The sequence below is a fragment of the Kribbella sp. VKM Ac-2568 genome (genome assembly GCF_004345365.1).
Taxonomy (GTDB): domain Bacteria; phylum Actinomycetota; class Actinomycetes; order Propionibacteriales; family Kribbellaceae; genus Kribbella; species Kribbella orskensis.
In genome coordinates this window covers 105,976-130,865 of record NZ_SLVF01000001.1, presented here as the reverse complement: position 1 = coordinate 130,865, position 24,890 = coordinate 105,976, and the positions used below count along the sequence as shown (strand labels likewise).

Annotated in this window: 23 protein-coding genes; 12 read left to right on the top strand and 11 right to left on the bottom strand. The window is 68.1% G+C overall.

Going from position 1 to position 24,890, the window contains the following annotated elements:
* Window positions 1-3: 3 nt before the first annotated feature.
* Window positions 4-2,052, bottom strand: a complete 2,049-nt coding sequence (locus EV648_RS00625; protein WP_132283978.1) for a hypothetical protein — start codon at window positions 2,050-2,052, stop codon at window positions 4-6.
* Window positions 2,053-2,251: 199 nt separating this feature from the next.
* Here EV648_RS00625 and EV648_RS00620 point away from each other — a divergent pair, with 199 nt between their 5' ends.
* The 6 genes from EV648_RS00620 (at window position 2,252) to EV648_RS00595 (ending at window position 8,512) form a co-directional block, all read left to right on the top strand.
* A complete protein-coding gene (locus tag EV648_RS00620; RefSeq protein WP_132283976.1) occupies window positions 2,252-4,738 on the top strand; it encodes an AAA family ATPase in 2,487 nt (828 codons plus the stop codon).
* Entirely contained in the window at window positions 4,735-5,109 is a 375-nt protein-coding gene (locus EV648_RS00615; protein WP_132283974.1) for a hypothetical protein, read from the top strand. Before EV648_RS00620 ends, EV648_RS00615 begins: the two co-directional genes overlap by 4 nt.
* Before the next feature lie 182 nt (window positions 5,110-5,291).
* Window positions 5,292-6,344 (top strand): EcsC family protein, encoded by a 1,053-nt coding sequence (locus EV648_RS00610; protein WP_132283972.1) that lies wholly within the window; start codon window positions 5,292-5,294, stop codon window positions 6,342-6,344.
* 139 nt (window positions 6,345-6,483) lie between these two features.
* Complete coding sequence (locus EV648_RS00605) at window positions 6,484-7,350, top strand: alpha/beta fold hydrolase (RefSeq protein WP_132283970.1); 867 nt, start codon at window positions 6,484-6,486, stop codon at window positions 7,348-7,350.
* Between the two features lie 46 nt (window positions 7,351-7,396).
* Window positions 7,397-7,768: an FKBP-type peptidyl-prolyl cis-trans isomerase gene (locus EV648_RS00600; RefSeq protein WP_132283968.1), complete on the top strand. Its 372-nt coding sequence runs from the start codon at window positions 7,397-7,399 to the stop codon at window positions 7,766-7,768.
* Between the two features lie 126 nt (window positions 7,769-7,894).
* Window positions 7,895-8,512 (top strand): hypothetical protein, encoded by a 618-nt coding sequence (locus tag EV648_RS00595; protein ID WP_132283966.1) that lies wholly within the window; start codon window positions 7,895-7,897, stop codon window positions 8,510-8,512.
* Here the strand turns inward: EV648_RS00595 and EV648_RS00590 are convergent.
* The 4 genes from EV648_RS00590 to EV648_RS00575 all read right to left on the bottom strand — a co-directional run bounded on the left by EV648_RS00590 (window position 8,509) and on the right by EV648_RS00575 (window position 12,171).
* The gene (locus EV648_RS00590; protein ID WP_241994788.1) at window positions 8,509-9,030 is read right to left on the bottom strand and encodes a putative immunity protein; all 522 of its coding nucleotides are present in this window, start codon (window positions 9,028-9,030) and stop codon (window positions 8,509-8,511) included. The genes EV648_RS00595 and EV648_RS00590 overlap by 4 nt on opposite strands.
* 99 nt (window positions 9,031-9,129) lie before the next feature.
* Complete coding sequence (locus EV648_RS00585) at window positions 9,130-10,038, bottom strand: ABC transporter ATP-binding protein (RefSeq protein ID WP_132283962.1); 909 nt, start codon at window positions 10,036-10,038, stop codon at window positions 9,130-9,132.
* Between the two features lies 1 nt (window position 10,039).
* Window positions 10,040-11,086, bottom strand: coding sequence for an iron chelate uptake ABC transporter family permease subunit (locus EV648_RS00580; protein WP_132283960.1), 1,047 nt, complete (start codon window positions 11,084-11,086; stop codon window positions 10,040-10,042).
* A complete protein-coding gene (locus tag EV648_RS00575) occupies window positions 11,086-12,171 on the bottom strand; it encodes an iron ABC transporter permease (RefSeq protein WP_132283958.1) in 1,086 nt (361 codons plus the stop codon). The genes EV648_RS00580 and EV648_RS00575 overlap by 1 nt, the downstream gene beginning before the upstream one ends.
* Window positions 12,172-12,299: 128 nt before the next feature.
* Here EV648_RS00575 and EV648_RS00570 point away from each other — a divergent pair, with 128 nt between their 5' ends.
* Window positions 12,300-13,136, top strand: coding sequence for a siderophore-interacting protein (locus EV648_RS00570; RefSeq protein ID WP_132283956.1), 837 nt, complete (start codon window positions 12,300-12,302; stop codon window positions 13,134-13,136).
* Window positions 13,137-13,314: 178 nt separating this feature from the next.
* Here the strand turns inward: EV648_RS00570 and EV648_RS00565 are convergent, their stop codons facing one another.
* Complete coding sequence (locus tag EV648_RS00565; protein WP_132283954.1) at window positions 13,315-14,541, bottom strand: alginate lyase family protein; 1,227 nt, start codon at window positions 14,539-14,541, stop codon at window positions 13,315-13,317.
* Between the two features lie 696 nt (window positions 14,542-15,237).
* Entirely contained in the window at window positions 15,238-15,828 is a 591-nt protein-coding gene (locus tag EV648_RS00560; protein WP_132283952.1) for a TetR/AcrR family transcriptional regulator, read from the bottom strand.
* A 104-nt stretch (window positions 15,829-15,932) separates the two neighbouring features.
* Here EV648_RS00560 and EV648_RS00555 point away from each other — a divergent pair, with 104 nt between their 5' ends.
* Complete coding sequence (locus EV648_RS00555; protein ID WP_132283950.1) at window positions 15,933-16,634, top strand: SDR family oxidoreductase; 702 nt, start codon at window positions 15,933-15,935, stop codon at window positions 16,632-16,634.
* A 3-nt stretch (window positions 16,635-16,637) separates the two neighbouring features.
* Here EV648_RS00555 and EV648_RS00550 read toward each other — a convergent pair whose 3' ends face one another.
* Window positions 16,638-17,225, bottom strand: coding sequence for a DUF4232 domain-containing protein (locus EV648_RS00550; protein ID WP_132283948.1), 588 nt, complete (start codon window positions 17,223-17,225; stop codon window positions 16,638-16,640).
* Between the two features lie 134 nt (window positions 17,226-17,359).
* Between EV648_RS00550 and EV648_RS00545 the strand changes: the two genes are divergently transcribed.
* Window positions 17,360-18,457, top strand: coding sequence for an SAM-dependent methyltransferase (locus tag EV648_RS00545; protein WP_132283946.1), 1,098 nt, complete (start codon window positions 17,360-17,362; stop codon window positions 18,455-18,457).
* A 190-nt stretch (window positions 18,458-18,647) separates the two neighbouring features.
* Window positions 18,648-19,124, top strand: a complete 477-nt coding sequence (locus EV648_RS00540) for a hypothetical protein (RefSeq protein ID WP_132283944.1) — start codon at window positions 18,648-18,650, stop codon at window positions 19,122-19,124.
* 54 nt (window positions 19,125-19,178) lie between these two features.
* Here the strand turns inward: EV648_RS00540 and EV648_RS00535 are convergent, their stop codons facing one another.
* A complete protein-coding gene (locus tag EV648_RS00535; protein WP_132283942.1) occupies window positions 19,179-19,511 on the bottom strand; it encodes a DUF1330 domain-containing protein in 333 nt (110 codons plus the stop codon).
* Between the two features lie 136 nt (window positions 19,512-19,647).
* Between EV648_RS00535 and EV648_RS00530 the strand changes: the two genes are divergently transcribed.
* Window positions 19,648-21,729 carry a serine/threonine-protein kinase gene (locus EV648_RS00530; RefSeq protein WP_199234377.1) on the top strand — a complete coding sequence of 694 codons (2,082 nt, stop codon included), beginning with the start codon at window positions 19,648-19,650 and terminating at the stop codon, window positions 21,727-21,729.
* Window positions 21,730-21,778: 49 nt separating this feature from the next.
* Here the strand turns inward: EV648_RS00530 and EV648_RS00525 are convergent, their stop codons facing one another.
* Window positions 21,779-23,071 (bottom strand): adenylosuccinate synthase, encoded by a 1,293-nt coding sequence (locus EV648_RS00525; protein WP_132283940.1) that lies wholly within the window; start codon window positions 23,069-23,071, stop codon window positions 21,779-21,781.
* Window positions 23,072-23,482: 411 nt separating this feature from the next.
* The gene (locus EV648_RS00520) at window positions 23,483-23,968 is read right to left on the bottom strand and encodes a VOC family protein (RefSeq protein ID WP_132283938.1); all 486 of its coding nucleotides are present in this window, start codon (window positions 23,966-23,968) and stop codon (window positions 23,483-23,485) included.
* Window positions 23,969-24,054: 86 nt separating this feature from the next.
* On the opposite strand from EV648_RS00520, the gene EV648_RS00515 reads away from it, so the two are divergent.
* Window positions 24,055-24,876: a helix-turn-helix domain-containing protein gene (locus EV648_RS00515; protein ID WP_132283936.1), complete on the top strand. Its 822-nt coding sequence runs from the start codon at window positions 24,055-24,057 to the stop codon at window positions 24,874-24,876.
* Window positions 24,877-24,890 lie beyond the last annotated feature (14 nt).

Sequence of the window (24,890 nt, the reverse complement as noted above, 5' to 3'; positions counted from 1 at the left end):
TGATCAAGCTCGTAGGGTGATGGCGCCATCCGTCAGGCCGACGGTGGTAAGTCGGGTGAGCTCGTCCAGCGCGTCGAGCTCGTTCTTGGCGCAGCTCCGTCGCTGGTCGACGGCGCTGAGCACCTCATCCAACCGCGCCAAGCTCTCGCGGTCGGGGATTTGCAGCTGCCAGTCCTCCAGCTTCCAGCCTGAGCGAACCGCCCCAGTCGCACGGCGTCCGCCATGTCCGGCTTCCAGCAGCGCCGCAAAGACCTGCGGTGTCAGCCCGCCGGTCTTCTCGACGACTCTCAGGCCGCGGGCCGGGTAGGCGATGACCGACAATCCGCGACGGTCGAGATGCATGCTCAGGTCAGGCCGAGTCGTGACGATCACGTCGCCAGGCTCCGTCAATTGCGCCGACGGGTAGTGGCTCGCAAGTATCAGCCTGTCCACGGTCGACCCGTCCGAGACGCCGTACACGTGATGCTGGCCGTCGGCAATCAGGTGCTCGGAGGCAATACGCGATCCACGGAGGAGGCGAACCTGCCCGGACCTGATCAGTGCGCGCACGGTCGTCGTACTCGGTCGACTTGTGGCAACCCTCCTCGCGTTGGTCACCACCGGCTGCGATTCGGTGGCCGGCGTGGCCAGCACCTGGAGACGCTTCTCGACAACAGCGATCTTGGCGACAGTCTCGTCGGCAACCTGACCGAGCTGCTCGATGTCGGGGCGAATCGGCGATGTGATCGGTCGCCCCGTACTGACCAGCGCCGCAACTGGAGTCTGAACGCACAGACCGCGCCGATGCAGCTCGGGACGAAATCCCTCGCGTCGCCAGGTAGCCACGTCCAGGATCAACTGGTCGACGATCTCGGCGGTCAGTTGCTGCATTGACACGTCGGCAACGAGCACATGCTGGCTCAACTTTGACCCGTACGCCGGAGTGAGCACCCACAGCGCCGTTTCGTAGCCGGGTCGGAACGGGACGAGGCCACCGGGCAGCCGGATGATCGCCTCGACCATGCCCGACCTCAGGAGTCGCTCCCTCGACGTGTCATCCGGGCTGTGTGCCTGCATCGCCCCGGCGAGCACCTCAGCCGGACCGAGCACCACAGCCGAGCGGCTGCTCCGCAGCTGGTAACTCAGGTCGTCGATCTGCTGAAGCACGTCGGCCGCATTCCGCGACTCGCCGGGCCGGTACGCGACCTGGGTGACGATGACGTCCGGGATGCTCTCCTCCTCGACAGGAAGAGCTGTCCCAACGCGGACATCTAGGTCAAACAGCTGTATGTCATGGACTGTCAGTCTCCGCCGAATCAGCCGAGCAAGATACTCGTCAGGCTCTGCTGCCACGAACGAGGGCGCTGACTCCTCGCCGACAAGCTGGGCGACGGCCGTCAGCAGATCACCCGGCCCTGCATTCGGATCGCCGACGACCATCGTTGGGTTGAGCGCAGCAAATTCGCCGGCGTTGGACAGGCCGGCGACAAGGCGGGACAACTCGTTGTCCAGGGCACGCTCAGACAGTTCCGCGGCACCGACTCGCTCGCGGGCGGCGAGCAGACGCTCGAAAGCGGGCGCGCAGCCCCATGCCGCTTCGATGAGCTCGTCGATGTACTTGCAGAGCCACAGGAAGTCGCCGGGAATCGCGCGTACCTCAGACAGGAGCATGTCGTCAGACGAGTCGATGGCCTCGGCACGCGCTAGTACCTCGGAAATGCTGCCGCTGTTCGCGAGCGGCTCGTCGTCCATGAAGCGCAGACAGATCAACGCGGTGCACGTCGCCACCAGGCTGCGCCCTGGCATGGCCCGTTCCAGGCGCGAGAGCGTGTGCAGGTGCAACTCCGGCTCAAGCTGCTCACGCTCCGCCCGGCCTGTGGAAATCAGCCAATCGCAGACCTCACGTCCGTCGAAGAGCGGGCCGGATCCGCGATTGCCGATGGGGGCGGGGAAACTCGGGTGGCGGCGCCGCCAGTTCGAGACCACCGGGCGCCGCACCCCTGCGAGAGCGGCGATGTCCGGCATGCTCAGCCAGGCGCATCCCTCCCCCGCCTGAACGACCTGCTCAGACATCACTCCACCTCCCCGCCTCGATGGCTCCTCGAACGCTCCAGAGACTAGATGAAGAAGTGCCGTCGACCTACAGCTCGCGCTGGTAACCCCGGTTACCAGTGTCGGACCTTGCCCAGCGGTCAGCCCTCCGAGATCGTGATCGCCATCACGTTGTGGTGGCTGCACTTCACGGTTGGCCGCCCGCAGGGAAGTTGGAGAGATGACACAGAGTAGTGACAAGGCGGCCGCAATACCGGCGGCATCGAGGCACGACCTCTCCGTCGTGGAGACAGTTCTCAACCTGGTAACCGACGACTCCGTGCTGTCTGAACGCGAGAAGTTGCTGGTGCTCGCCTCGCTGGAGGGCGACGATGCCATTGCGACAGAGCTCGACGGTGGCGAGCACTCCGAGTCGCCGTTCGGTCTGACGCCGGCTGAGACTGTGCGGACGGAGGTCGAGGCTGTCGGCGCGTTCCTGAAGGCCATCACCGTGTCGGGGTTCAGGGGGATTGGTGACAAAGCGCAGTTGAACCTGCATCCGGGACCGGGGCTGACTGTTGTCGCCGGGCGCAACGGCTCGGGCAAGTCGAGCTTCGCGGAGGCGCTGGAGTACGCGCTGACCGGCGAGAGCTATCGCTGGAAGGGGCGGGCGCCGTCCTGGAAGGACTCGTGGCGCAACCTGCACCAGATCCAGAGCGCGCAGGTTCGGGTCGAACTCGCGGAGGAGGGGGTCGGCCGCACCGAGATCGGCGTCGAGTGGGCGGCGGACGCCGAACTCGGCGACAGCAAGAGCTGGACGCAGCGGCACGGCAAGCCCCGGACCCCGGGAGTCGACGCGTTGGGTTGGGGACGAGCGCTCGAGCTCTACCGCCCGATCCTCTCGTACGAGGAGCTCGGCCAACGACTGGACGGGACGCCTACCGACTTGTATCGGTCGCTCGAGAGCATCCTTGGCCTGGACCAGATCGCCGACGGCGTCAGCCGGCTCGGCCAGGTTGTGAAGCGGTTGAAAGGCCCCGCTGACGAGGCTGCCACAGCCAAGAAGGCACTGAAGCTCCTGCTTGAGTCGGCCACGGACAACCGCGCCCAAGCAGTCCTCTCCCAGCTCAGGAAGCACCAGCCAGACGTTGATTTGGTCGGCGGGATCGCGACCGGCGTTGCGACTCCTGACGAGGTTGGGTCGCAGCTTCGCACCCTGAGCCAGCTCGCCATCCCGGAGAAAGAGGCGACCGAGAGCATCGCCCAGGAACTCGTGGCCGCCGTACAGAAACTCGCCGATGCCGGCGGTGCGGCCCACACGCAGACTGAGAGTCGGAGTCGTCTTCTCGAGATGGCGCTGGACTTTCACGCGGAGCACGGTGAGCAGAACTGCCCGGTGTGCGACAGCGCAGTACTCGACGACGGCTGGCGTGAGCGGGTCACGACGGAGCTAGCTGCCGAAAGGGCCGAACTCGCCGCAGTCCGCGCGGTCCGGCACGAGCTCGGAGTACGCCGTGACGCGGCGCGAGCCCAAATCGGCGTACCGAACCTGCCGACGCTCGGCAGTGGGCTGGAACTGACCAATCTCGCCGAGGCCGAAGCAGTACTGAAGAACTGGCGCGAAGCCCCCACGTCGGACGTTGAGCTGGCGCGGCACCTCACCTCGAACATCACCACGCTCGTCAGCGCCCTGACGCTGCTCCGCGACGAGGCCGCGGCCCGACTGAGCGAGCGTGATGACAGCTGGCGGCGCCTGGCTCAGCAGACCGCCGTCTGGGTGGAGCTCAAGCGTGCGGCGGACGCCGTCGACACGGATCTGCATGACGCGAAGGCGGCGTGGACCTGGCTCAAAGACAACGCCGAGGGGCTGCGCAACCAGCGGCTGGAACCGCTGGCCGATGAGGCACGGCGGATCTGGGCGAGTCTCCGTCAGGAGAGCAGCATTGACCTCGACAAGATCACGCTGTCCGGCCAACGGACCAGGGGCAGGGTGAAGCTCACGGCCAAGGTCGACGGCGTGCCGACGGACGCCCTGCCAGTCATGAGTCAGGGAGAGCTCAATGCGATCGCGTTGGCTCTGTTCTTGCCGCGAGCAACGATGGCGGCCAGCCCGTTGCGGTTTGTGGTACTTGACGATCCGGTTCAAGCGATGGATCCGGCGAAGGTGGACGGTCTGACGGAGGTGCTGCTCGAGTACGCGAAGGACCGGCAGGTGATCGTGTTCTCCCACGATGACCGACTCGCCGAGTCCGTACGCCGTACCGCGCCGACCGCGCGGATCGTCCAGGTCGAGCGTGGCACAGGCTCCAAGGTCGAGGTCGTCGAGTGTCAATCGCCCGCCCGGCGTTACGTCGAGGACGCCCAGGAGCTGCTTCGGGACGAGAACCTCCCGACCGAGGTGCTGAGGAAGGCGATCCCTGCTTACGCACGGTTCGCGGTAGAGGCGGCTGCACATGAGGTGTACTTCCGCAGGGAGTTGACTGCGGGGAAGGCCCGTGGCGATGTCGAGAAGGCGTGGATGGGCGCATCCACCACGAGCCTTCGCGTTGCGCTCGCAGTGCACGGCGCCAGGGCAGCGGACCTGAGCAACTGGAAGTCCCGGAGGTATCGCCAGCGGGTCCTGAAACTCTGCGGACCTGACGCGCACAACAGCCTCAGTGCCAGTCCGGAAGCTGCTCTGGATGATCTGCGCAAGACCGTCGACGATCTGCTGGACGAGCGGCGATGACCACCGAAAGGCTTCTCCAGCAGGCGAAGGCGATTCTCGACGGTCTGCCGGCGACATCGCCGCGGTTGATCCGGGTCGCGGCCTTTCTGATCAGGCAGGCGCTCGAGGCTGAGGTCGATGCGTTCTGCGAGGACCTGGTCATGCCGATGAGGCACCCGGTCAGGATGCGGTCTCGTCTCGCGGTCCTGCACGCCCTTGATCGGAGCGGGTTGGCCGCCACCGCGGAGTACGCATGGATCGCGTTGAGTCGGGCCTGCCACCACCACGCATATGAGCTTGCGCCGACGGTGTCCGAACTGCGACATCTCCACGCCGTGGTCGCGGAGATGGCCGCCAAGAGAGCCCGGATCTTGGCGCGCGATGCCCATTGAGCGGGGGCCGCGGCGGCGTTCCAGGGGACGGAGATGCGGTGGACCCGTTTGTCACTTGCCTCCTGCATCAGCGTGCCGCCCGGCATCAGCCGTCTCTGCTGGCTTGGGCGGCGAGTGCGTGGGACCGTCTGGCTTTGGAATCGGATACGGGAAGACATCTTTCAGACGTAGAGGGGGAGCCGATGGCAACAGAAATGACACCGTATGACCGCCGCGCTTGGACTGAGATTGAGGAGTGGCGCCGGCGTCGGCTAGAGAGTCAGGCAAGGCGCCTGCTTCCTGAAGGGCTTCGGCGGCGTATGTCGGAAGCTGGTCAGAGTGCAAGGGGACGATTCGAGTCGATTCCTGGAGCCGCGGAGTTCGAGGCCATCTTCGTGAAGGCCCTCGGTGGACTCCTCGACGTCGGTTCTCGAGCCGCGATGGCCACCGTTGGCCAGGAAGCGATCGTCGAGGCATATCGGAAGCGCGGTCACCAGGTCGCGGACATCGACGACATCGGGAAGCTAGAGCTGTGTGAGATGGACAAGGTCAGACCCAACCTTGGACTTGCCTACACCGCTGCGGCAACTGTGGAAGGTGCCGCGGCAGGGTTCGCCGTGTCGGGGGGCGAGATCGTTGCGGCCGGAGGCTCAGTATTCGGGGCCGGTGTAGGTGGTGCGCCTGGTATCGGAACGGTAGTTGGAGTGATGGCGGCTGACGCAGCGGTCGTGCTTGTCGCCGCTAACCGCGCCGTGGCGCACATTGCCGCCTACTACGGCTACGACGTGGACCATCCGGACGAACGGCTGTTCGCCCTGGGAGTGCTCAGCGTCGGTACCGCGACCGAGGCCGGCAAGGCAACTGCGTACATTGAACTGAACAAGCTCGTGCAAGCACTCGCACGTCGGGCCACGTGGGATCAGCTCCGCCAGAACGCCGTGACCAGAGTTGTCGAGAAGGTATTCACCAGACTGGGGTACCGGATCACCCAGCGGAAGCTCGGCCAGGCGGTGCCCGTCTTTGGCACCTTGATCGGCGCGGGGATGAACGCCCACCTCTTGTCCAGCGTCACTCATGACGCAAACCACATCTATCGCGAACGGTTCCTACGTGACCACTATGGCCTCGCGCACGAACCGCTTGCGACACCGCCGATGAACGAGACCGACGTGGTCGACGTTGCCGAGCTCCTACACGAAGAAATCGCCAAGGAGGACGGCCGCCCGACCGACAGGGGTGATGGCGAGCGGAGCTGATGGCGGTGGATGGTCAACTCTTCCGCACGGCAGCCGATCCTAGCGGCGGGCGGGTGCGGACCGGCCAGGTCGTTCGGCTGTCGGTGGACTCCTTGCGCGTCTAGGCTCGCGGGTGACGCGCACGACCAGAGGAGCTGCCATGCCCGATCCCGTCACTCACACACTCGACGTCCCTGGGGCCGTCCTGACCTACGACGTCCGGGGTGATCTCGCCGACCAGCCGGTGTTGCTGGTGATCGGTTCGCCGATGGGCGCGAGCGGCTTCCCGACGCTGGCGTCGCACTTCGCCGACCGTACGGTCGTGACATACGACCCGCGCGGCGTCGAGCGCAGTACGCGGACCGACGGCACCGGTGAGCTGTCGCCGAACGACCACGCCGGGGACCTGGCGGCCTTGATCGAGGCCCTCGACGCCGGACCGGTCGAGCTGTTCGCCAGCAGCGGCGGCGCTGTGAACGCGCTCGCCCTGATGGCGCAGCGCCCCGACCTGGTGAAGACGCTGGTCGCGCACGAACCGCCGCTGGCCGGAATCGTCCCGGACCGCGAGGCAGCCCTGGCCGCCTGCGAGGACATCTACCAGACCTACCAGCGCGACGGGATGGGCGCGGGGATGGCGAAGTTCATCGCCATCGTCAGCTACGACGGCGAGATCCCCGCGGACTACGGGAACCAGCCGGCACCCGACCCGGCGATGTTCGGACTGCCGACCCAGGACGACGGCTCCCGCGACGACGCGCTGATCGGGCAGAACATCCGCGGCTGTACGTCGTACCAGCCGGACTTCGACGCGCTCGCCAAGGTGAGCGACAAGATCATCGTGGGGGTCGGCGAGGAGTCTGGCAACCAGCTCGCCGGACGCGGCGGGAAGGCGGTCGCCGAGCGGCTCGGGCTGACGCCTGAGGTGTTCCCGGGCAATCACGGCGGGTTCCTCGGCGACGAGTACGGCCAGCCCGGCAAACCGGCCGAGTTCGCCACAAAGCTGCGTGAGGTGCTGGCCGGCCGGTGACGCCCCGGGAGCCGGTCCAGTCCACTCCATCTGGTTAGCTGGTGGCATGACTGAGAAGCCTGAGATCGATCCTCCGGACGGCCCGCCGCCGGCGGATCTGGAGATCACCGACATCACCGAGGGCGACGGCGCCGAGGCCAAGGCCGGCTCCCGGGTGAACGTGCACTACGTAGGCGTGGCCCACTCCACCGGCGAGGAGTTCGACGCCTCCTACAACCGCGGCGCGCCGCTGGCCTTCCAGCTCGGCGTCGGTCAGGTCATCCAGGGCTGGGACACCGGCGTCCAGGGCATGAAGGTGGGCGGCCGGCGCAGGCTCGTCATCCCGCCGCAGCTGGCGTACGGCGACCGTGGCGCGGGCGGCGCGATCAAGCCCGGCGAGACCCTGATCTTCGTGGTCGACCTGATCAGCGTCAGCTGACCCTCCAACCACTCGGTGTTCCTTGCGGGACACGGGCCCCCTGATCCGGCACACTGACGGATCAGGGGGCCTTTCACGTAGTTGTACTCACGCGCGCTGCCGCCCCAGCGGGTTGACTCGGGAGGCATGACGACGATGGTTGCCACGAGTGTTCCGGCGACGCGCGAGGCCGGCTGGACGAAGTACGCCGCGGTCGCCGCCAAGGTCGCACTCCTCCTGTTGTTGCTCACAGCCCTCATCTGGCCGGACCTCAGTGGCATCAAAGGCAAGGCCTCGACCGCCCGGCTGATCGTTTACCCGCTCGGCGCGATGGTGCTTCCGCTGTGGTGGTTCGCCTACGGCCGCGCGAAGAGCAAGCTGCACAAGACTTTCCCGTGGCACGCCGACCTGCTGATGACGCTGCCCTGGCTGATCGATCTGCTCGGCAACCGCCTCAACCTGTTCGACACGATCGACTGGTGGGACGACGCTATGCACTGCATCCTGTGGGCCCTGCTCACCGCCGGTGTCCTGCTCGCCTTCGTACCGCGCGGCCTGTCCCGCGGCCTGACCGCCTTCGTTGCCCTGGGCTTCGGTGCCACCGCCGCGGTGGTCTGGGAACTCGGCGAATACGTCGCCTTCGTCCGCCACTCCTCCGAACTCCAAACCGCCTACACCGACACCCTCGGCGACCTCACCCTAGGCACCCTCGGCGCACTCCTGTCCGGCCTGATCGTCTTCCAGGCAAGGCGTACTGCGAACTAGCCGCGAAGGCCTGTCTCGAGCTGGTGAAGGAGCACGCTCCGCCGAGTGTGACCAGGGTGGTTGCCGACCGGCAGCCTTCGTACGACCTCGCGAACCGCCGGCGACGCGTGCCCGATCGCCCATCGGATCTCCTCGTCACCGACGCTCGGGTCGTCGCTCGCCGCGAGCTCGCGGGCCTGCGCCTGGGAGATCACCGGGCCGAGGACATGGTTCACCTGGTGCGGCGTCGCCAAGGCGTGGATGTAGGCGATCCCCGCCGCGTAACCTGCGGCGCGAGCGGCAGCAATGGCCACCGGATCGCCGACCTCGCGTGCGGCCGCGAGAGCCGCCCAAGCAACAGTGCGCAGCCGGGCTGTCCGCTTCCCCCCGAGCGCGAAGACCCGCAGCTCCTCGATCGCCTCGCGCGGCCGACTGTCACCGGGAGCCCTCACCTCGAACAGCGGCAACACCCGCTCGGCACAATCCGCAGCCCAAAGGCCCAGCAGGCGGCGATCGCCGTCAGTCAGATCCACGCTCACGAGCCTCAATCGTATCGTTGAACCTCGTCATTGAGACTTTCACCAGTCCCGCTACTCGAGGTGGGGTGAAAGCCTCAAAGCAGTACTCCGGCGAGAGCGTCAGCGGTCGGTGGGCCGGCAGGTTCCGTTGGCTGCTGCGCTGGCGGCCAGGGCGCGCGCCGCGGGATTCTCCGCCGCGGGGTTGTCGGGGATGACCTGGTCTGTGCGGGTGGTGTGGCGGCCGATGGGGACGACCATGGGGGTGCCGGCGACCGGGTCGGGGACGACCTTCACGGCCAGGCCGAAGACGTCCTGGACGACCTGTTCGGTGATGACCTCGCTGGGGTTGCCCTCGCAGACGATGGCGCCGTCCTTCATCGCGATCAGGTGGTCGCCGAAGCGGCAGGCCTGGTTGAGGTCGTGCAGGACGAGCACGATGGTCCGCTCGTCGCGCTTATTCAGGTCGACCAGCAGATCGAGTACTTCGAACTGGTGCGTCAGGTCGAGGAAGGTGGTCGGTTCGTCGAGCAGCAGGATGTCGGTCTCCTGCGCGAGGGCCATCGCGATCCAGACCCGTTGGCGCTGGCCGCCGGACAGCTCGTCGATCGGCCGGTCCGCGATCTCCAGCACGTCGGTGGACGTCATCGCGTCGGCGATCGCCTCGTCGTCGCCCTTGGTCCACTGCCGGATCCACCCTTGCCGCGGATACCGGCCGCGTCCGACCAGATCCGCGACCGTGATCCCCTCAGGAGCAGTAGGTGACTGAGGCAACAGACCGAGCTTCAGAGCCACCTCGCGGGTCGGGATCGACTGGATGCTCCTGCCGTCCAGCAGCACTGTGCCTTTGGTCGGCTTCAGCAACCGGGCGAGCGTCTTCAGCAGCGTGGACTTGCCGCACGCGTTGGCGCCGACGATGACGGTGATCTTCCCGGTCGGGATCCGCACCGACAGGTCGTGGATGATCTCGCGCTGGTCGTAGCCGACGGCAAGGTTCTCGGCCGACAGACTGTGGTCCACCCTGGTCTCCATTTCAGCCACCGCTTCCCACCCGGTTCGTCCGGGCCAGCAAGAACATCAGGTACGGCGCGCCGACGACGCCGGTGACCACGCCGACCGGCAGCTGGGTGTCCCCCAGCGCGTGCTGCGCGATCAGGTCCGACAGCGCGATCACGAGTGCTCCGATCAGCGCGGAGGCGATCAGCGCCGGCCCTGGCGAGCGGGTCAGCCAGCGCGCGATCGGCGGCGCCACGAACGCGACGAACGCGATCGGCCCGGCCGCCGCCGTCGCGATCGCCGCCAGCAGCACCGCGACCACGATCAGCCCCAGCCGCGCCCACTCGACCCTCAGGCCCAGCCCGTACGCCGTTTCGTCGCCGAGCTGGAGGATCCTCAGCCGGTTCACCAGCAGGATCATCGCCGGGGTGAGCACGACGAGCGTGATCGCCAGGGAGCGCACGTTCGCCCAGTCCCGCCCGTTCAGGCTGCCGGTCAACCAGATCAGCGCCTGCTGGGCGACCTCCACCCGCGCCTTGGTCAGCAGGTAGGACGTCAGGCTGGTGGCGATCGCCCCGATCCCGATGCCGACCAGGATCAACCGGTAGCTGGAGACGCCCCGGCGCCACGCGAGCAGGTACATGATGAAGGCGGTCAGCAGGGCCCCGGCGATCGCCAGTGCCGACACCGCCGTACCGGTGAGGCCGAGGGTGATGATGGCGAACACCGCGAACGCGCTGGCGCCGTAGGTCACGCCGATGATGTCCGGGCTCGCCAGCGGGTTGCGGGCCACACTCTGGAAGATCGCGCCGGACATGCCGAGCGCGACACCGACCAGGATCCCGGTCAGCGCGCGCGGCAGCCGGAGCCGGTTCACGATGAACTCCGTCGCCTTGTCGCCCGCGCCGAACAAGGTCTTCACCACATCGATCACGGGGATCTTGAAGTCGCCGAGCGAGAGCGAGACGCAGAAGGTGACGAACAGGAGTACCGCGAGCACGGCGATGACTGCGAGCGACCTCGCCTGCCGGCCGGCCCGGGCTCGCGCGATGACCTGGCCGCGCTCGGCCGTCGCAGCTCCCATCAAAGGTCCGCCAGCTTGCGTCGGCGTACCAGGGCGATGAAGAACGGGGCGCCGATCACGGCGGTGACGATGCCGACCTGCAGCTCCCCGGGCTGGGCGACGACCCGGCCGATCACGTCGGAGCCGAGCAGGAGGATGGGCGCCATCACCATCGAGTACGGCAGGATCCAGCGGTAGTCGGGGCCTGTGATCAGCCGGGCCACGTGCGGGATCGTGAGACCGACAGAGCCGATCGGTCCGGCGGCCGCGGTCGCCGCACCACAGAGCAGTACGACGGTCACCGCGGTGAAGAGGCGGGCCAGGCCGACCCGCTGGCCCAGGGAGCGCGCGACGTCGTCGCCGAGGGACATGGCGTTCAGTACGCGACCCGAGACGAGGGCGAGCACGATGCCGATCAGGATGAACGGCGCCACCTGACTGGCGATGTCCGAGCCACGCCCGGCCAGCGACCCGACCGCCCAGAACCGGAACTGGTCGAACGTGTTCACGTCGCCGATCAGGAGGCCCGTGGTGAGTGAGCCGAGCATCGCCGTCATCGCCGCGCCGGCCAACGCCAGCTTGACCGGTGTCGCGCCCTCGCGGCCCAGCGACCCGAGCATGTAGACCACCACCGAGGCGGCCGCGGCGCCGGCGAAGGCGAGCCAGACGTACGACGTCAGGCTGGTGAGGCTGAACCAGTAGATGCCCACGACGACGAGGAGCGCGGCGCCGGCGTTGACTCCGAGGATGCCGGGATCGGCCAGCGGGTTGCGGGTGACGCCCTGCATCAGCGCGCCGGCCAGGCCGAGGGCGGCGCCGACGAGCAGGCCGATCACCGTCCGGGGGATGCGCAGCGAGTGGATGATCACGTCGTCCGTGTTCGCCGGGTCGTAGTGGCGGAGGGCATCGATCACGGTCGACAACGGGATCTGCTTCGAGCCGACCGCGATGCTGAGCAGGGACACCACGAGCAGCAGGGCGACGCAGCCGAGCAACCCGAGGATCAGGGTTGCGCGACGGGTACGCGGACGACGTCGGGGAGCATCGGCGACAACGGCTTCGGGTCGCGGCGCGGCGGCGGTCCGCTGGGAGGGCAGCGGTGGCATTGGACTTTTGAGATCCTCTTAGGTAAGGCTAACCTCTGATGCTTCACGATAACCCGCTCGCCCACCGGTCGCACCTGAACCCCGGCTATGTCACGACTTTTGCAGAATACCCCTGACGGAGAGACGGCATGACGACAGTGCTCGAGCGGCCGATCGCGTTCGACTCGGTGCTCGCCACCGTGGGCGCGATCGACGACCTCAGCCCGCACCTGCGCCGGGTGACCTTCGTGGCGCCCCGGATCGCGGAGGCGGTGACCGCCGGCCCGGACCAGCGGATCAAGGTCCTGCTCTCCCCGCCCGACGGCGGCGAACTGCGGCTGCCGACCGGCCCCGAGTGGTACGCCGAGTGGTGCGCGATGCCGGTCGAGGAACGCTTCATCATGCGGACGTACACAGTGCGCGCGCTCCGGCCCGAGGTGGCCGAGCTCGACATCGAGTTCGTCCTCCACGGGGTGAATGGGCCGGCCTCGGCGTGGGTCAGCGAGGCGGCTCCCGGTGACGAGATCGGGCTGATCCTGCCGTTCGCGGTGGACACCACCAGCACGAAGGGCCTATTGCAGTCCGGGGTGGACTACGTGCCCCCGGCAACCAGTGTCAGCCGGATCCTGGTCGCCGACGAGACCGCCTTGCCCGCCCTCGTGGGGATCCTGGAGCAGCTGCCGCCCGCAGTACAGGCGACGGTCTTCGTCGAGGTGCCGGACGTCGCCGACATCCGCCCACTGCCGACGGCCGGACGCGCGGACATCACCTGGATCGCGCACGCCGGCGGCCCCGCCGACGGTCCTGGTTCGTTGCTAGAGGCCCTCAAATCGGCGGCCCTGCCCTTCGACGTCGACTACGCCTGGGTGGCCGGCGAGTCCGGCATGATCCAGCAGGTCCGCCGCCACCTGGTCAACACCGTCGGCCTCCCCAAGCCCGCCATCTCCTTCCAGGGCTACTGGAAACGCGGCGAGCCCCAGATCTAGTGTGTCGCGCCGCCGCGAGGGCGGCCAACCTGTCCGAGAGCGGCACGGCCCCACCGAACCGCACGACCGAGCCGAGGCTCAACCGAATTCCCGGGGTCAACTAGCAGTACAGCTTCGACAACGGGGATGCGGCCGAAGAGCCGGGCAGGGCTCTTCGGCCGCAGGTCTCGGCCGAGGGTCAGCTCGGGTTCTCCGCGTGGGTGAGGGTTTCCCAGGCGACGAAGAGGTCGTTGGTGCCTGCCGGTCGGCGGGACTCGGTCAGGGCCTGGGTGTTGGACATGGCGATGCCGAGGCGGGTGTGGAGGGCGTTGTAGCCGACCTCGGTGATCGGACCCAGGCCGCGGTTGACGCTGCCCTTGCAGAGCCAGGACGGGACGGGCTCCAGGTTGCGCTCCCAGCGGGACTGGAAGCCCAGGGCCTGGCGGAGGCGCTCACCGAACTCGGGGTACAGGTCGATGCCCTGGATCCGGGACGTCTCCAGCACGTGGGAGATCGCGGAGATCCCGTAGCCGGTGTGCACGAAGTCGCGGCAGGTCTCCTGGGTCAGGCCCGTGACGAACGTGCCCTGACCCTGCCAGTACGCGATGATCTTGTCGCGGGTGTTGAGGTTCTGGCTCGGCTTGGTCTTCGGCAGCGCGCCGTCGGACTCCAGGTAGACGAAGGCGGGCACGCGGACGCGGTACAGCGCGATCGCCTTGTCGTAGACCGTCCGGTCCTCGAGGAACACGCCGATGCCCTGGATGGCCTCGGTCATGCTCAACTCCCAGTTGCCGTTGGAGTTCGAGCCGTTGATGATCTCCGGCAGGTAGACGTTGCGCAGCATGGTGCCGAAGCGGGCCTGGTTCGGCCAGTTGCCGTAGACGTGCTTGATGATCTCGGCGGCCTTCGGCCAGGACGACGCGGACCACGCGGTCTGCAGCGGCGCGTTGCTGTTGGTGTGGTCCTGGATCGTCGCGGACCAGGCGTCCATCAACTGGATCGCCTTCTGCGCATAGCGATCGTCGCGCGTGATGTACCAGATCAGTGCGTCCGTGTACGCCGCGATGGCGTCGCCGCGCTCGTCGCGGCAGCCGATGTCGGGATTGGAGTACGGGCCGCACTCGACCACAGCACGCGGCTTCGGGGTCCGGCTGAGCGATCCGTAGGTGCTGTTCTTGGCCTGGTTGAAGGCGTTCGTCCACGGCTGCGCGCCGGCCTGCACTTTGGCGCGGACGAAATCCAGCTGCTGCCGGCTGACGCCGACGCCGGGGTGGGTGAACGTGGCCGGGGCCTGCAGCGCCGAGGGCGCCTGTACGCCGGTGCCAGCCTCGGCCTTCGGTGCGGCGACGGCCGGACTGCTCAGGGTTCCGGCGACCAGAGCAGCGCACGCGGCAACGAGCGCCGGGAAGAGTGCTTTCTTTCGCATGGGCGGATTCCTTGGTTTCGCGGGGGCGGTTGACGCTGCGATCCCCCCACTACCGCAGTGTCTTTTCGAAAGTTTGACGACGGAGGGTGAAGGCGTCAATATCCCAAGCCGCAGAAGATTCACGTTGTGAAAAAACCAGGGCGATCTGGAACAGATTGCCGATTTGTCCCATCCACAACGGAACAAAGTGAGCCTCTGTCCCATGAAACGACGCCATTTCCTGACCCTGGGAACCGCCGTCATGGCCGCCCCGGCATTACCCACAGTAACCATCGCCGCCAGCCGGCACTCCCCTACCGGTCCCCGCCTGCGCTCCCCAAAACCGGCACCTTGTGCACCGCTTGAGCAGATCCCGGACGGTAGAACACTCACGTGGTGCACAAAGTCGCATCTCCGGCGGGGAGGTGATCGCTGTAGACCGTGGTGACGTCGGGGACCACGCAGTTGGTATCTGGCGGTCGCGCTCGGCGACTGACAGCTTGCCGATCGCCGGCGGCTGCGGTGGGGTCGGCGGCAGGGTTGGGATGGTTGTGGGGACCTAGGACAGCTTGGCGGTACCGCAGACAGGCCATTTCATGTCCGAGGTCCCGGCGGCATGTCCGAGGTCCCGGCGGGACGTCCGAGGTCCGCCAGGTGTCGCAGCATCCGGCAGAGGCCAGGCGATGGATTGCCGCGCCGGCGTTTCTTGGCGTCGTGCTAGCGGGTCTGGCCGGCTAGCGCGGGCGCCTTGATCCCGGCGGCGTCCAGCACGGACGCCGCCAACGTGACACCGACGCCACCGAGCGACTGGGCCCGTACAACGGCCCGGGCGCTCGCGCCGTCGAACACCATCGTCAGCTGCACGGCCAGCAGCTGCGGGTCCTCGGCGCCGGCAGCCACCAGCTCGGACTCGAAGAAGTCCGTCAGCCGCTGCTTGAAATGCCGCGCGACCACGCTGCCCGGGTGCTCGGGGTTCTTCAGCTCGACCGCGGTGCTCACGAACGGGCAGCCGCGGAAGTCGCCGTCGGTCAGCGCCGCGTCCTGCCGCTCGAAGACAGCCAGGATCCGCTCTCGCGGCGTGTTCCCGTCCTCCGGCCCGGGCTCCAGCACTCGCTGGTACGACGGGCCGTGGCTGGCCAGGCTCTCGGCGATCAGCTCGTCCTTGGACCGGAACAGCTGGTACATCGACTTCTTCGAGACCCCTGCCGCCTTGCAGAGCGCGTCCACGCCGATGTGCACGCCGTCGCGGTAGAAGAGTTCGCCCGCCGCGTCCAGCAGCCGCTCGCGGGGTGTCGCCTGGGTCGTCATGGGATCGAGCGTACCGGCTCGACTTGCAGAAGGAAACAGATCGGTTTACGCTCTGGAAACAGAACGGTTTCCTCCCGCATCTCCCATCTCTCTGGAGTTCATTCATGACCACACTCGAAGGCGCGACCGTGCTCGTCACCGGCGGCAACCGCGGCATCGGCAAGGCGATCGTCGACGACCTGCTCACCCGCGGCGTGAAGAAGGTCTACGCGACCGCCCGCGCCCCGCAGCCGAGCACGGACGACCGGGTGGTGAACCTTCCCCTGGAGGTCACCGACGAGGCGTCGATCGACGCCCTGGTCGCCGCGGCGCCCGACGTGACCGTGCTGATCAACAACGCCGGCGGCAGTTCGCCGGACACCTACCTCGACGCCGACCTGGCGGACATCCGGACCGTCTTCGAGGTGAACTTCTTCGGTCCGCTGAACCTGACCCGGCGCTTCGTCCCGGTGATCGAGTCCAACGGCGGCGGCCACATCCTCAACGCCCACTCGGCGCTGTCCTGGCTCTCCGCCCACGGCGCGTACTCCGCCACCAAGGCCGCGTTCTGGTCGCAGACCAACGGGATCCGGCTGGAACTGATCGATCGCGGCATCGGCGTCACCGGACTCCACATGGGCTACGTCGAGACCGACATGACCACGGCCGTCACCGCGCCGAAGGAGAACCCCGCCGACATCGCGAAGGCGGCCCTGGACGGGATCGAGACCGGCGTGTTCGAGGTACTCGCCGACGAGACCGCCCGGCAGGTCAAGGCCGGTCTGCCCGATGACCTGAACAACTTCTACCCGCAACTCAAGCGCTGACCGTCAGTTCGCGAACTTCAGCAACCAGGCGGTCAGTTCGACCTTGCCGGTGGTCCCGATGTCGGTGACCACCGGCCAGACGACCGGGGCATCTCCCTTGCCCTGGGCAACGGACAGGTAGGTGCCGGCGACCGCGCCGCCGTACACCTCCACGGTGTTGCTCCAGGACACCGCCGCCAGGGCCGACTCGCCTTTGCCGAGCCGGATCCTGGCGGGTCCTGGATCCGTTGCCATGTAAGACGAACCGTGTGCGACGGCGACCTTCTTCAGCTTGTTGCGCCTGGCGTCCAGTACGGCGACCTCGGGGTACCCGTCGAGCGTCAGGGTCCGGGCGCGGCAGTTCGTCAACTTCAGCACCACCGCGCGATGCCCGAGCGCGGCCTCGACCTCGCCGACGGTGATCATCGCCCCCGACGGCGGGCACTTCTGCGGCGGCGGTGTCGGCGTCGGAGTACGGACGGGAACCGGCGTGGCCCACGAGGGTCCGGGCGCTGTCGGCCGCGCCTGCGGGCTGGCCGCCACCTCGGTCCCGCACCCGCTTGCGGCCACTACCAGGACCGCGAGCACGCCCAGCCATCCCCACCTCGTCACCCTCTTGAACCTAGGTGACACCCGGGTGCAGCCGTCCCGCGAGGCAGGGCGTGTCACCGCCCGGACCCCTGCCGTGCGGGTTCCCGACACGCGTCGGACAGCTTTTCGTAGAGAGTTTGCATAAGATTGAACGGGTGATCGATGTCGTCGCAGTGCTCCGTCCGGAAGATGTCGTAACCGATTTCCTGTCAGTCCTCGATCCACGCCAGGGCCGTGAGGTGCACCTGGTCATCGCCGACCGCGGCGCCTACCTGAAGCTCCCCGCCGCCGTCCCGCTCGCCGGCCGCCTGGCTCCATTGGCCGAACTCCTGGGGACGACCGGCGTGGGTGACAAGCCGTGGTCGTCAGGAGCAGCGGCGGATGCGATCGCGCTGGAGACCGGTGATGTCGCGGCGACCGTCTGGACACACTCGCCCGCCGATCCGCGGGAACGCCGCGGCCGCTGGGGATTCGACCTGGCCGGGCTGGTCCGGGCGCCGGTGAAGCACGCTGTCGGCGATACCCGCTCGTTCGAGTGGATCACCGATCTCGACGAACGACTCGATCAGGCGTTGATCGACGCCAAGCTCAACTTCGTCAACACCCACCGCCCGGAGTTGCTCGAGAACGACAACTCCCGGCGGGTCTCCTCGGTTGAGCGGTTCTTCGTGTCCGACCCGGAGGAACGCGCCCGGTTGTTCGCGCTGACCGCGAGCGATGCCGAGGAGCCCTGGGAGTCCATCACCTCGCAGTACGAGAACGAACGGCTGGACGCGACCGCGGCGTGGGTGCGGAGTCACCTCGATCCCGCGGCGGGCCGGGTGATCGAGGTAGGCGCTTACGAGGGCGCTTTGACCAGCCGCCTGCTGCAGGACGGGTACTCCGTGGACGCGACCGAGCCGAACCCCACCTTCCTTTCCCGCCTTCGCGAAGCCGTCGAAGGCCACGGCGACATCCGGGTCCACCCGCACAGCTTCGAGGAGCTGACGACCACCCGACGCCTGACGGGTTCGGCGTACCTGCTGATCGAGTTGCTGTACTACGGCCTGGACCTCGGCCTGCTCGACCGGTTCCCCACGGATCGGGTGTTCGTGTCGATGGATCCGGCCGAGCTCGCCGAGCGGACGTGGCCGCCGGGCTGGTCGGTCGAGGAGGAACTCGACCTGGTCCTGCCGCGGTTCGAGCCGGTCGTCGGAGGCCGCGTCTACCTTCGCAAACCGGGCAGCCGCGGTCTGCTCCTCCGCCGCCGCTGACAGGGCAGGCGCACCACTGGGCGCAGGGATCGGACCGCTGGGCGCAGAAAGCTCGCACGATGGGTGATCGGTTCGCTACCCATGGTGGAGACATCCCGCCCTCCGGAGGTCCGCCATGCCTCGATCCGCGCCCGTCCGCGCACCCTTGTCACCCGGAGTCCCGCCGCGCAATCGCGGCAACACGACGGCCATGAACCTCCGCGAGGCCCAGCGGCAGCTAGGCGACTCCCTCGGTGTCACCCTGCTCTCCACCAACGGCCTGTCCGGCCACGACGGCTGCCACTACGCGTACCTGGGCGGCTATCGCGACATGGGCGACCACACGTTCGCAGTACTCGCCAGAGACCTGTACGGCGGGCCGTCTGCTGGCGTGGCGCCATCGAACCCGGCCAGGGTCACCGCAAGCGGGTCGGAGCTCAGCGTGCAACTCCGCTCGACTGATCCGCTGACGGTCGACGCGGGCGCCGCCGCGGACTTCCGGGTCGACGGTGCCGCCGTCACGGTCTCATCGGTGACCTACCAGGCAGGCGGAAAGCTACTGCTCACCCTCTCCGACCCCGCAACAGGTGCGACCAGCCTGACCTACCAGGGCCACAACGGCGCCGGCCCCTGGATCACCAACGCCACCGGCACCGGGCTGCTGGCCTTCACCATGGCGATCACCTGAGCCGGGGCGCGGCCGGCGCCCACCGCCCCGAGGCACCGGCCGCGCCCAGTTGTGTCAGGTGAGGATCTCGGTGAGGACGTCGGTTGCCTGGTGGGAGCGGTCGACGCCTTCCAGGAGCATCGTGACGCCGTCGGCGTTGTCCGTGCGCAGCGGCAGGATCTTCCGGTACTCCGGCGAGTCGTACCAGCCTCGAGCGTGCTCGTAGCTCGGGAACTCGATCACGATGAGCGAGCCCTTCCAGACACCCTCCACGTACTCCGGGACGCCGCCGTGCACGATGAAGTGCCCGTCGAACGGCTCCAGCGTGGCGTCGATCCGCTGCAGGTACTCCACGATCTCGGCGCCCACCCGGACGTTGCGGAGATTGGCGATCGCGTAGTGGGTCATGTGTCGGCTCCTTGTGCTGTGTCGTTGCGACAAGGCTGCCGGTGATCGTGCGGCCCAGCGATTACCTCCGAGGTCATGCGGACGCGTTCGGTCACGGAGCCCGCCGGTGCACTGCTGCCGACGTACCGTAGATGGCATGTCAGCAACAGGGGGACAACCTGTGACGCCAGTCGAGGCGGACGAACGGGTGGGGCCGTACCGCTTGATCAGGCGGCTCGGGCAGGGCGGCATGGGCGTCGTCTACCTGGCTGAGGGCCCACAGCACAAAGAGGTCGCCCTGAAGGTACTGCGGCCGCACGTGGCCCATGATCCCACCGCGCGCGCCCGCCTGCAGCGCGAGGCGACCACGCTGCAGAAGGTGAACCACCCCGGCGTCGCGGCCCTCCTCGACCACGACCTGGAGGGCGACCGGCCGTACCTGGTGACGCGATTCGTCCCTGGCCGGCCGCTGGACGAGCAGGTGGATGAGCGCGGGCCGCTGACCCCGCAGCGCTGGTTGCCGCTGGCCGGATGCCTCGCCGAATCCCTGCAGGCGATCCACCAGGCCGGTGTGATCCACCGGGACCTCAAGCCGGGCAACGTGATGATGTTCAACGGCAAGCCGGTGATGATCGACTTCGGCATCGCCCAGGCCGCCGACGACCTCCGGCTGACCCAGACCGGCCTGGTGATCGGTACGCCGGGCTACCTCGCGCCGGAGCTCATCGAGGGCGAGATGGTGTCCGAGTCCGCCGACTGGTGGGGCTGGGCGGCCACTGTCGCCTACGCCTCCACCGGGCGGCGTCCGTTCGGCAAGGGGCCCTTCGAGATCGTGCTGCACCGGGTGCGCAGCGGCGAGGCCGACTTGGAAGGCCTCGACCCCCGCCTGAAGCCACTGCTCGCCGCCGCACTCTCACCCGATCGCCGCGACCGCCCGACCCAGGTCGAGATCATGGCCGGCCTCAACCGGTACGCCGAGGGCCGGGAGGCCCTGATCCCGAACCCGCACACCTCCACCGAGGAGGTCGCCAAGTCGCCGGAGACGGTGGTCATCAACCCGCCGACCTCGGTGATGACCCGGGTGATGCCGGAAGACTCGGCCGCAGCCGCGGCGAACCGGCTCGACCCGGCGGAGTTGGCACAGTTGGTGCCGCCGGTGATCCCACCGCTGTCCGCGTTCACGCCGCTGCGGGACAAGCTGCGCGACGTGGCAGCTCAGCAGAAGGCGAAGAGCGCCGTCGTGCCGAGTCACCCGGCGACCTACAGCCCGAATCCCACCTCTGCTGCGCCGGCGGCTCTGCCCTTGCCCTACCAAGGTGCTCCTGCCGCTGGTCCTACGTTTGCCGGACCTGGGACCGCGCCGAACTTCGCCGGGTACGCGGCGCCGCCCCTGCAGCCGACGAACTACCCGGGCGCGGGCGTAGCGCCGTACCAAGCTTCTTATCCGCAGAACTACCAGCAGCCCTATCGGCCGGAGCCGCAGCCGCAGTACCGGCCGCAGCCGCAAGGCCCGTACAACAACCAGCCGCCGCAGCACGGCACGGTGGCGAAGCGGCCGCAGGGTGCGGACGCAGTTGTGCGGCCTGACCAGCAGGCGGCTCGCTCGGTGCTGCTGGTGGCGCTGATGCTGGCCCTGGCTGGGCTGATGGCGCTCGTCCCTGGCTTCGGGTTCCTGGTCACTGCCCTGTTGATCGTGCTGGCCCGGACTGTCGATCGCGGCAGTACCGCGTTGATGCGGCGACGGCAGGTCCGTGGCGGACGCGGCAAATCGGACGGGCTGGTGGCTGCCGCCGCAAGCCCGGTCCACCTGATCGCGGCGACGCTGATCACGCTGTTCTGCCTGATCCTGCCGGTCATCGTAGGCTTCGTGGTCGGCGGGATGTTCACGGCCGGCGCGGCGAACACCCACGGGCTGGACTGGCAGCCGTTGTCCGCCGTGGGCTTCGCGACCGGAGGCATCGCCGGGCTGCTCTGCGCCTGGGTAGGACCGGGCGGCACGTCGCTACGGCGCGGCTCCAAGATCACCCTCCGCAACCTCATCGGGCCGGCCTGGCTGAGCCTGATCGTCGCCGCCCTCCTGGTGGCCGCCGCGACCGCGGCCTTCACCAGCGCCGCCACCGGCGGCGGCTCCGACTGGGCCCGCGCTCCGATCCACGCGCCGGACCTGCCCAACCGCCCGGGTTTCGGCGACATCCGCGAGTACCCAGTGATCCGGGACCTTCCCTTCCTCGGCCGCTAGAACGCCAGAACCACCCGGGCCGTGGTGGCCCGGGTGGTTCCGCTCGGCCTCAGATGCGGTTGTCGAGAATGACGATCTGCGAACGCTCGGGACCGACGCCGACGGCGGAGATCGGCGCGCCGCTCATCGCCTCGACCGCCTTCACGTAGGTCTGCGCGTTCTTCGGCAGGTCCTCGAAGCTCCGGGCGCCGGTGATGTCCTCGTCCCAGCCCTCGTACTCCTCGTAGAGCGGAGTCGCGTGGTGGAAGTCGGTCTGCGTCATCGGCATCTCGTCGTGCCGCACCCCGTTCACCTCGTACGCGACGCAGACCGGGATCCTCTCGCGCCCGGTCAGGGTGTCCAGCTTGGTCAGCACGAAGTCGGTGACACCGTTCACCCGGGCGGCGTACCGGGCGATCACCGCGTCGTACCAGCCGCAGCGGCGCGGGCGGCCGGTCGTCGTACCGAACTCGAAGCCCTGCTGCCGCAGCCACTCACCGTCGGCGTCCAGCAGCTCGGTCGGGAACGGGCCCTCGCCGACGCGGGTGGTGTACGCCTTGATCACGGCCATCACCCGGTCGATCCGGGTCGGCGGGATGCCGGACCCGGTGCAGGCGCCCGCCGAGATCGCGTTGGAGGACGTGACGAAGGGATAGGTGCCGTGGTCGACGTCCAGCAGCGTCGCCTGGCCGGCCTCCATCAGCACGGTCTTACCCGCGTCGAGGGCCCTGCCCAGCAGCAGCGGAGTGTCGGCGACCATCGGCTTGAGGCGATCGGCGTACCCGAGCAGCTCGTCCATCACCTCGGCGATCTCGACCGCGCGGCGGTTGTAGACCTTCACCAGCAGCTGGTTCTTCTGCTCCAGCGCGCCGGTGACCTTCTGCTCCAGGATCTTCTCGTCGTACAGATCCTGGACCCGGATGCCGATCCGGTTCATCTTGTCCGCGTACGTCGGGCCGATGCCGCGCCCGGTGGTACCGATCTTGCGGCTGCCGAGGAACCGCTCGGCCACCTTGTCCAGCGTCCGGTTGTACGGCGGGATCAGGTGGGCGCTGGCGCTCACCACCAGCCGGGACGTGTCGACGCCACGGGCCTGCAGCGCGTCGAGCTCCTCGAACAGCACGTTGAGGTCGACCACCACCCCGTTGCCGATCACCGGAGTCACGCCCGGGGTCAGGATTCCGCTCGGCAGCAGGTGCAGCGCGTACTTCTCGTCGCCGATCACGACCGTGTGGCCGGCGTTGTTGCCGCCGTTGAACTTCACCACGTAGTCGATCTCGGCCCCGGTGTTCCCGAGCAGATCGGTCGCTTTGCCTTTGCCCTCATCGCCCCACTGGGCGCCGACGAGCACGATTGCGGGCATCTCAGCCCTCCTCTTCACGCGTCGGCTCCGACGGCTCCAAAGCCTGCGCGCAGCCGGACGCTGGAAACGGTGAAGCCCGGACACGTTCACCGAAACTTCATCTCGGCACCGCGTCCAGGCTCTTGCGACCAAAGCCTAGCGGAACTGCGCATTACCACGCCAAAGACCGTCCGCGTGCGCAACACGTGACACCGAGTGCGGCAATCATCGACGACGGGTTGCCATTTTCCGTGATCGCGTGCACACTCTTAGTCAGCGGCCCGCCGAAACTGCCGCAGGGGACGGTTCCGGCGGGCCGCTTCCTCGTTGTCCCGGGCTGACCGATCGCCCCGAACTCCTTACCCGCAAGGGCTCTCGCCGTTTCACAAGCGCGCATGATCAGCGCGCCCGGCTCGTCGCCTGCAGCCTCGATCAGGCGTCCAGGCCCTCGGGGTTCGACGCCAGCCATTCCTTCACCCGGCGGTCCGCCTCCTCCGGCGAGACGTCCTCCACCTTCGTCAGGATCGCCCAGCGATGCCCGAACGGATCGATCACCGTGCCGTACCGGTCGCCGGTCATGAACGTCTGGACCGGCTCCACCTGTCGCGCCCCGGCCTCGATCGCCCGGGCGAACGTCGCGTCCACGTCCGGCACGTAGTGCACCAGCGACGAGTGCACCCACTCGCCGTTCGGCGCCTTCAGCCCGATCTGCGGCATCTCGTTGCTGAGCTGCAGCATCGAGTCACCGAACTTCAGCTCCGCCTGGCCGAGCCGGCCGTCGGGCATGTCCTGCCTGCTGATCACCTCGGCCCCGAACACCTGCCGGTAGAACTCGATCGCCTTCGGGCCGTCGGAGACCGCGAGGTACGGCGTGAGCGAGTGGTAGCCGGGCGGGATGGGGTTCACCGTGTTCGTCATACCGGTAGTTTCGCCGGGGCGGACTCCCGGGTCTTGTAAGAACGCGACAGGCCGCTTCTGTCGGTGGGCTGTCGTAGGTTTGGATCGTGCCCAGCCAGCCGTTCGACAGTGACCGCGGCATCCTGCATCCGCGCGAGCAGGCCCGGCACCGCACCCTGAGCCGGCTGACCGCCGGACCCGAGATCGGCCGGTTCGTGGAGTGGTACTGGATCGTCGAGTGGGACCTGCAGGAGCCGTACGTCGCCGAGGTGCTGCCCTACCCGAGCGTCAACGTGACGTTCGAGCAACCGGGAGGCGCCTTCGTGAACGGCGTCTGCACGACCAAGTTCGAACGGGAGCTGACCGGCCGGGGCCGGGCCTTCGGGGTGAAGTTCTGGGCCGGCGGGTTCGGCGCGGTGACCGGGCTCGACGTCGGCTCCTTCCGCGACCAGGTGCTGCCGCTGCGCGACGTGTTCGACGACGCCGACCGGCTGGCCGACCTGGTCTTCGCCGAAGAGGACGACGTCCGCCGCCGGGCGGTGTTCGAGGCGTTCCTGAAGGACCACCTGGTGGCGGCGGACGCGCAGTACGAGCTGGTCCGGGCCATCATCGCGGCGATGGCCGAGGACCGCTCGATCACCCGGGTGGACCAGGTCACCGAGCGGTTCGACCTGCCGATCCGCACCCTGCAACGACTCTTCCGCCGCTACGTCGGCGTCGGCCCGAAGTGGGTACTGCGCCGCTACCGCCTGCACGACGGAGCCGACCTGCTGGCCCGCGGCGAGGCCGCCGAACTGGCCGACCTGGCCCTCGCCCTCGGCTACTTCGACCAGGCTCACTTCTCCCGCGAGTTCAAGGACCAGATCGGCCTCACCCCCGCCGAATACGCCACCCGAAACCAGGCCGAACACCAAATCACCTACCGCTGATCACGCTCCAGGCA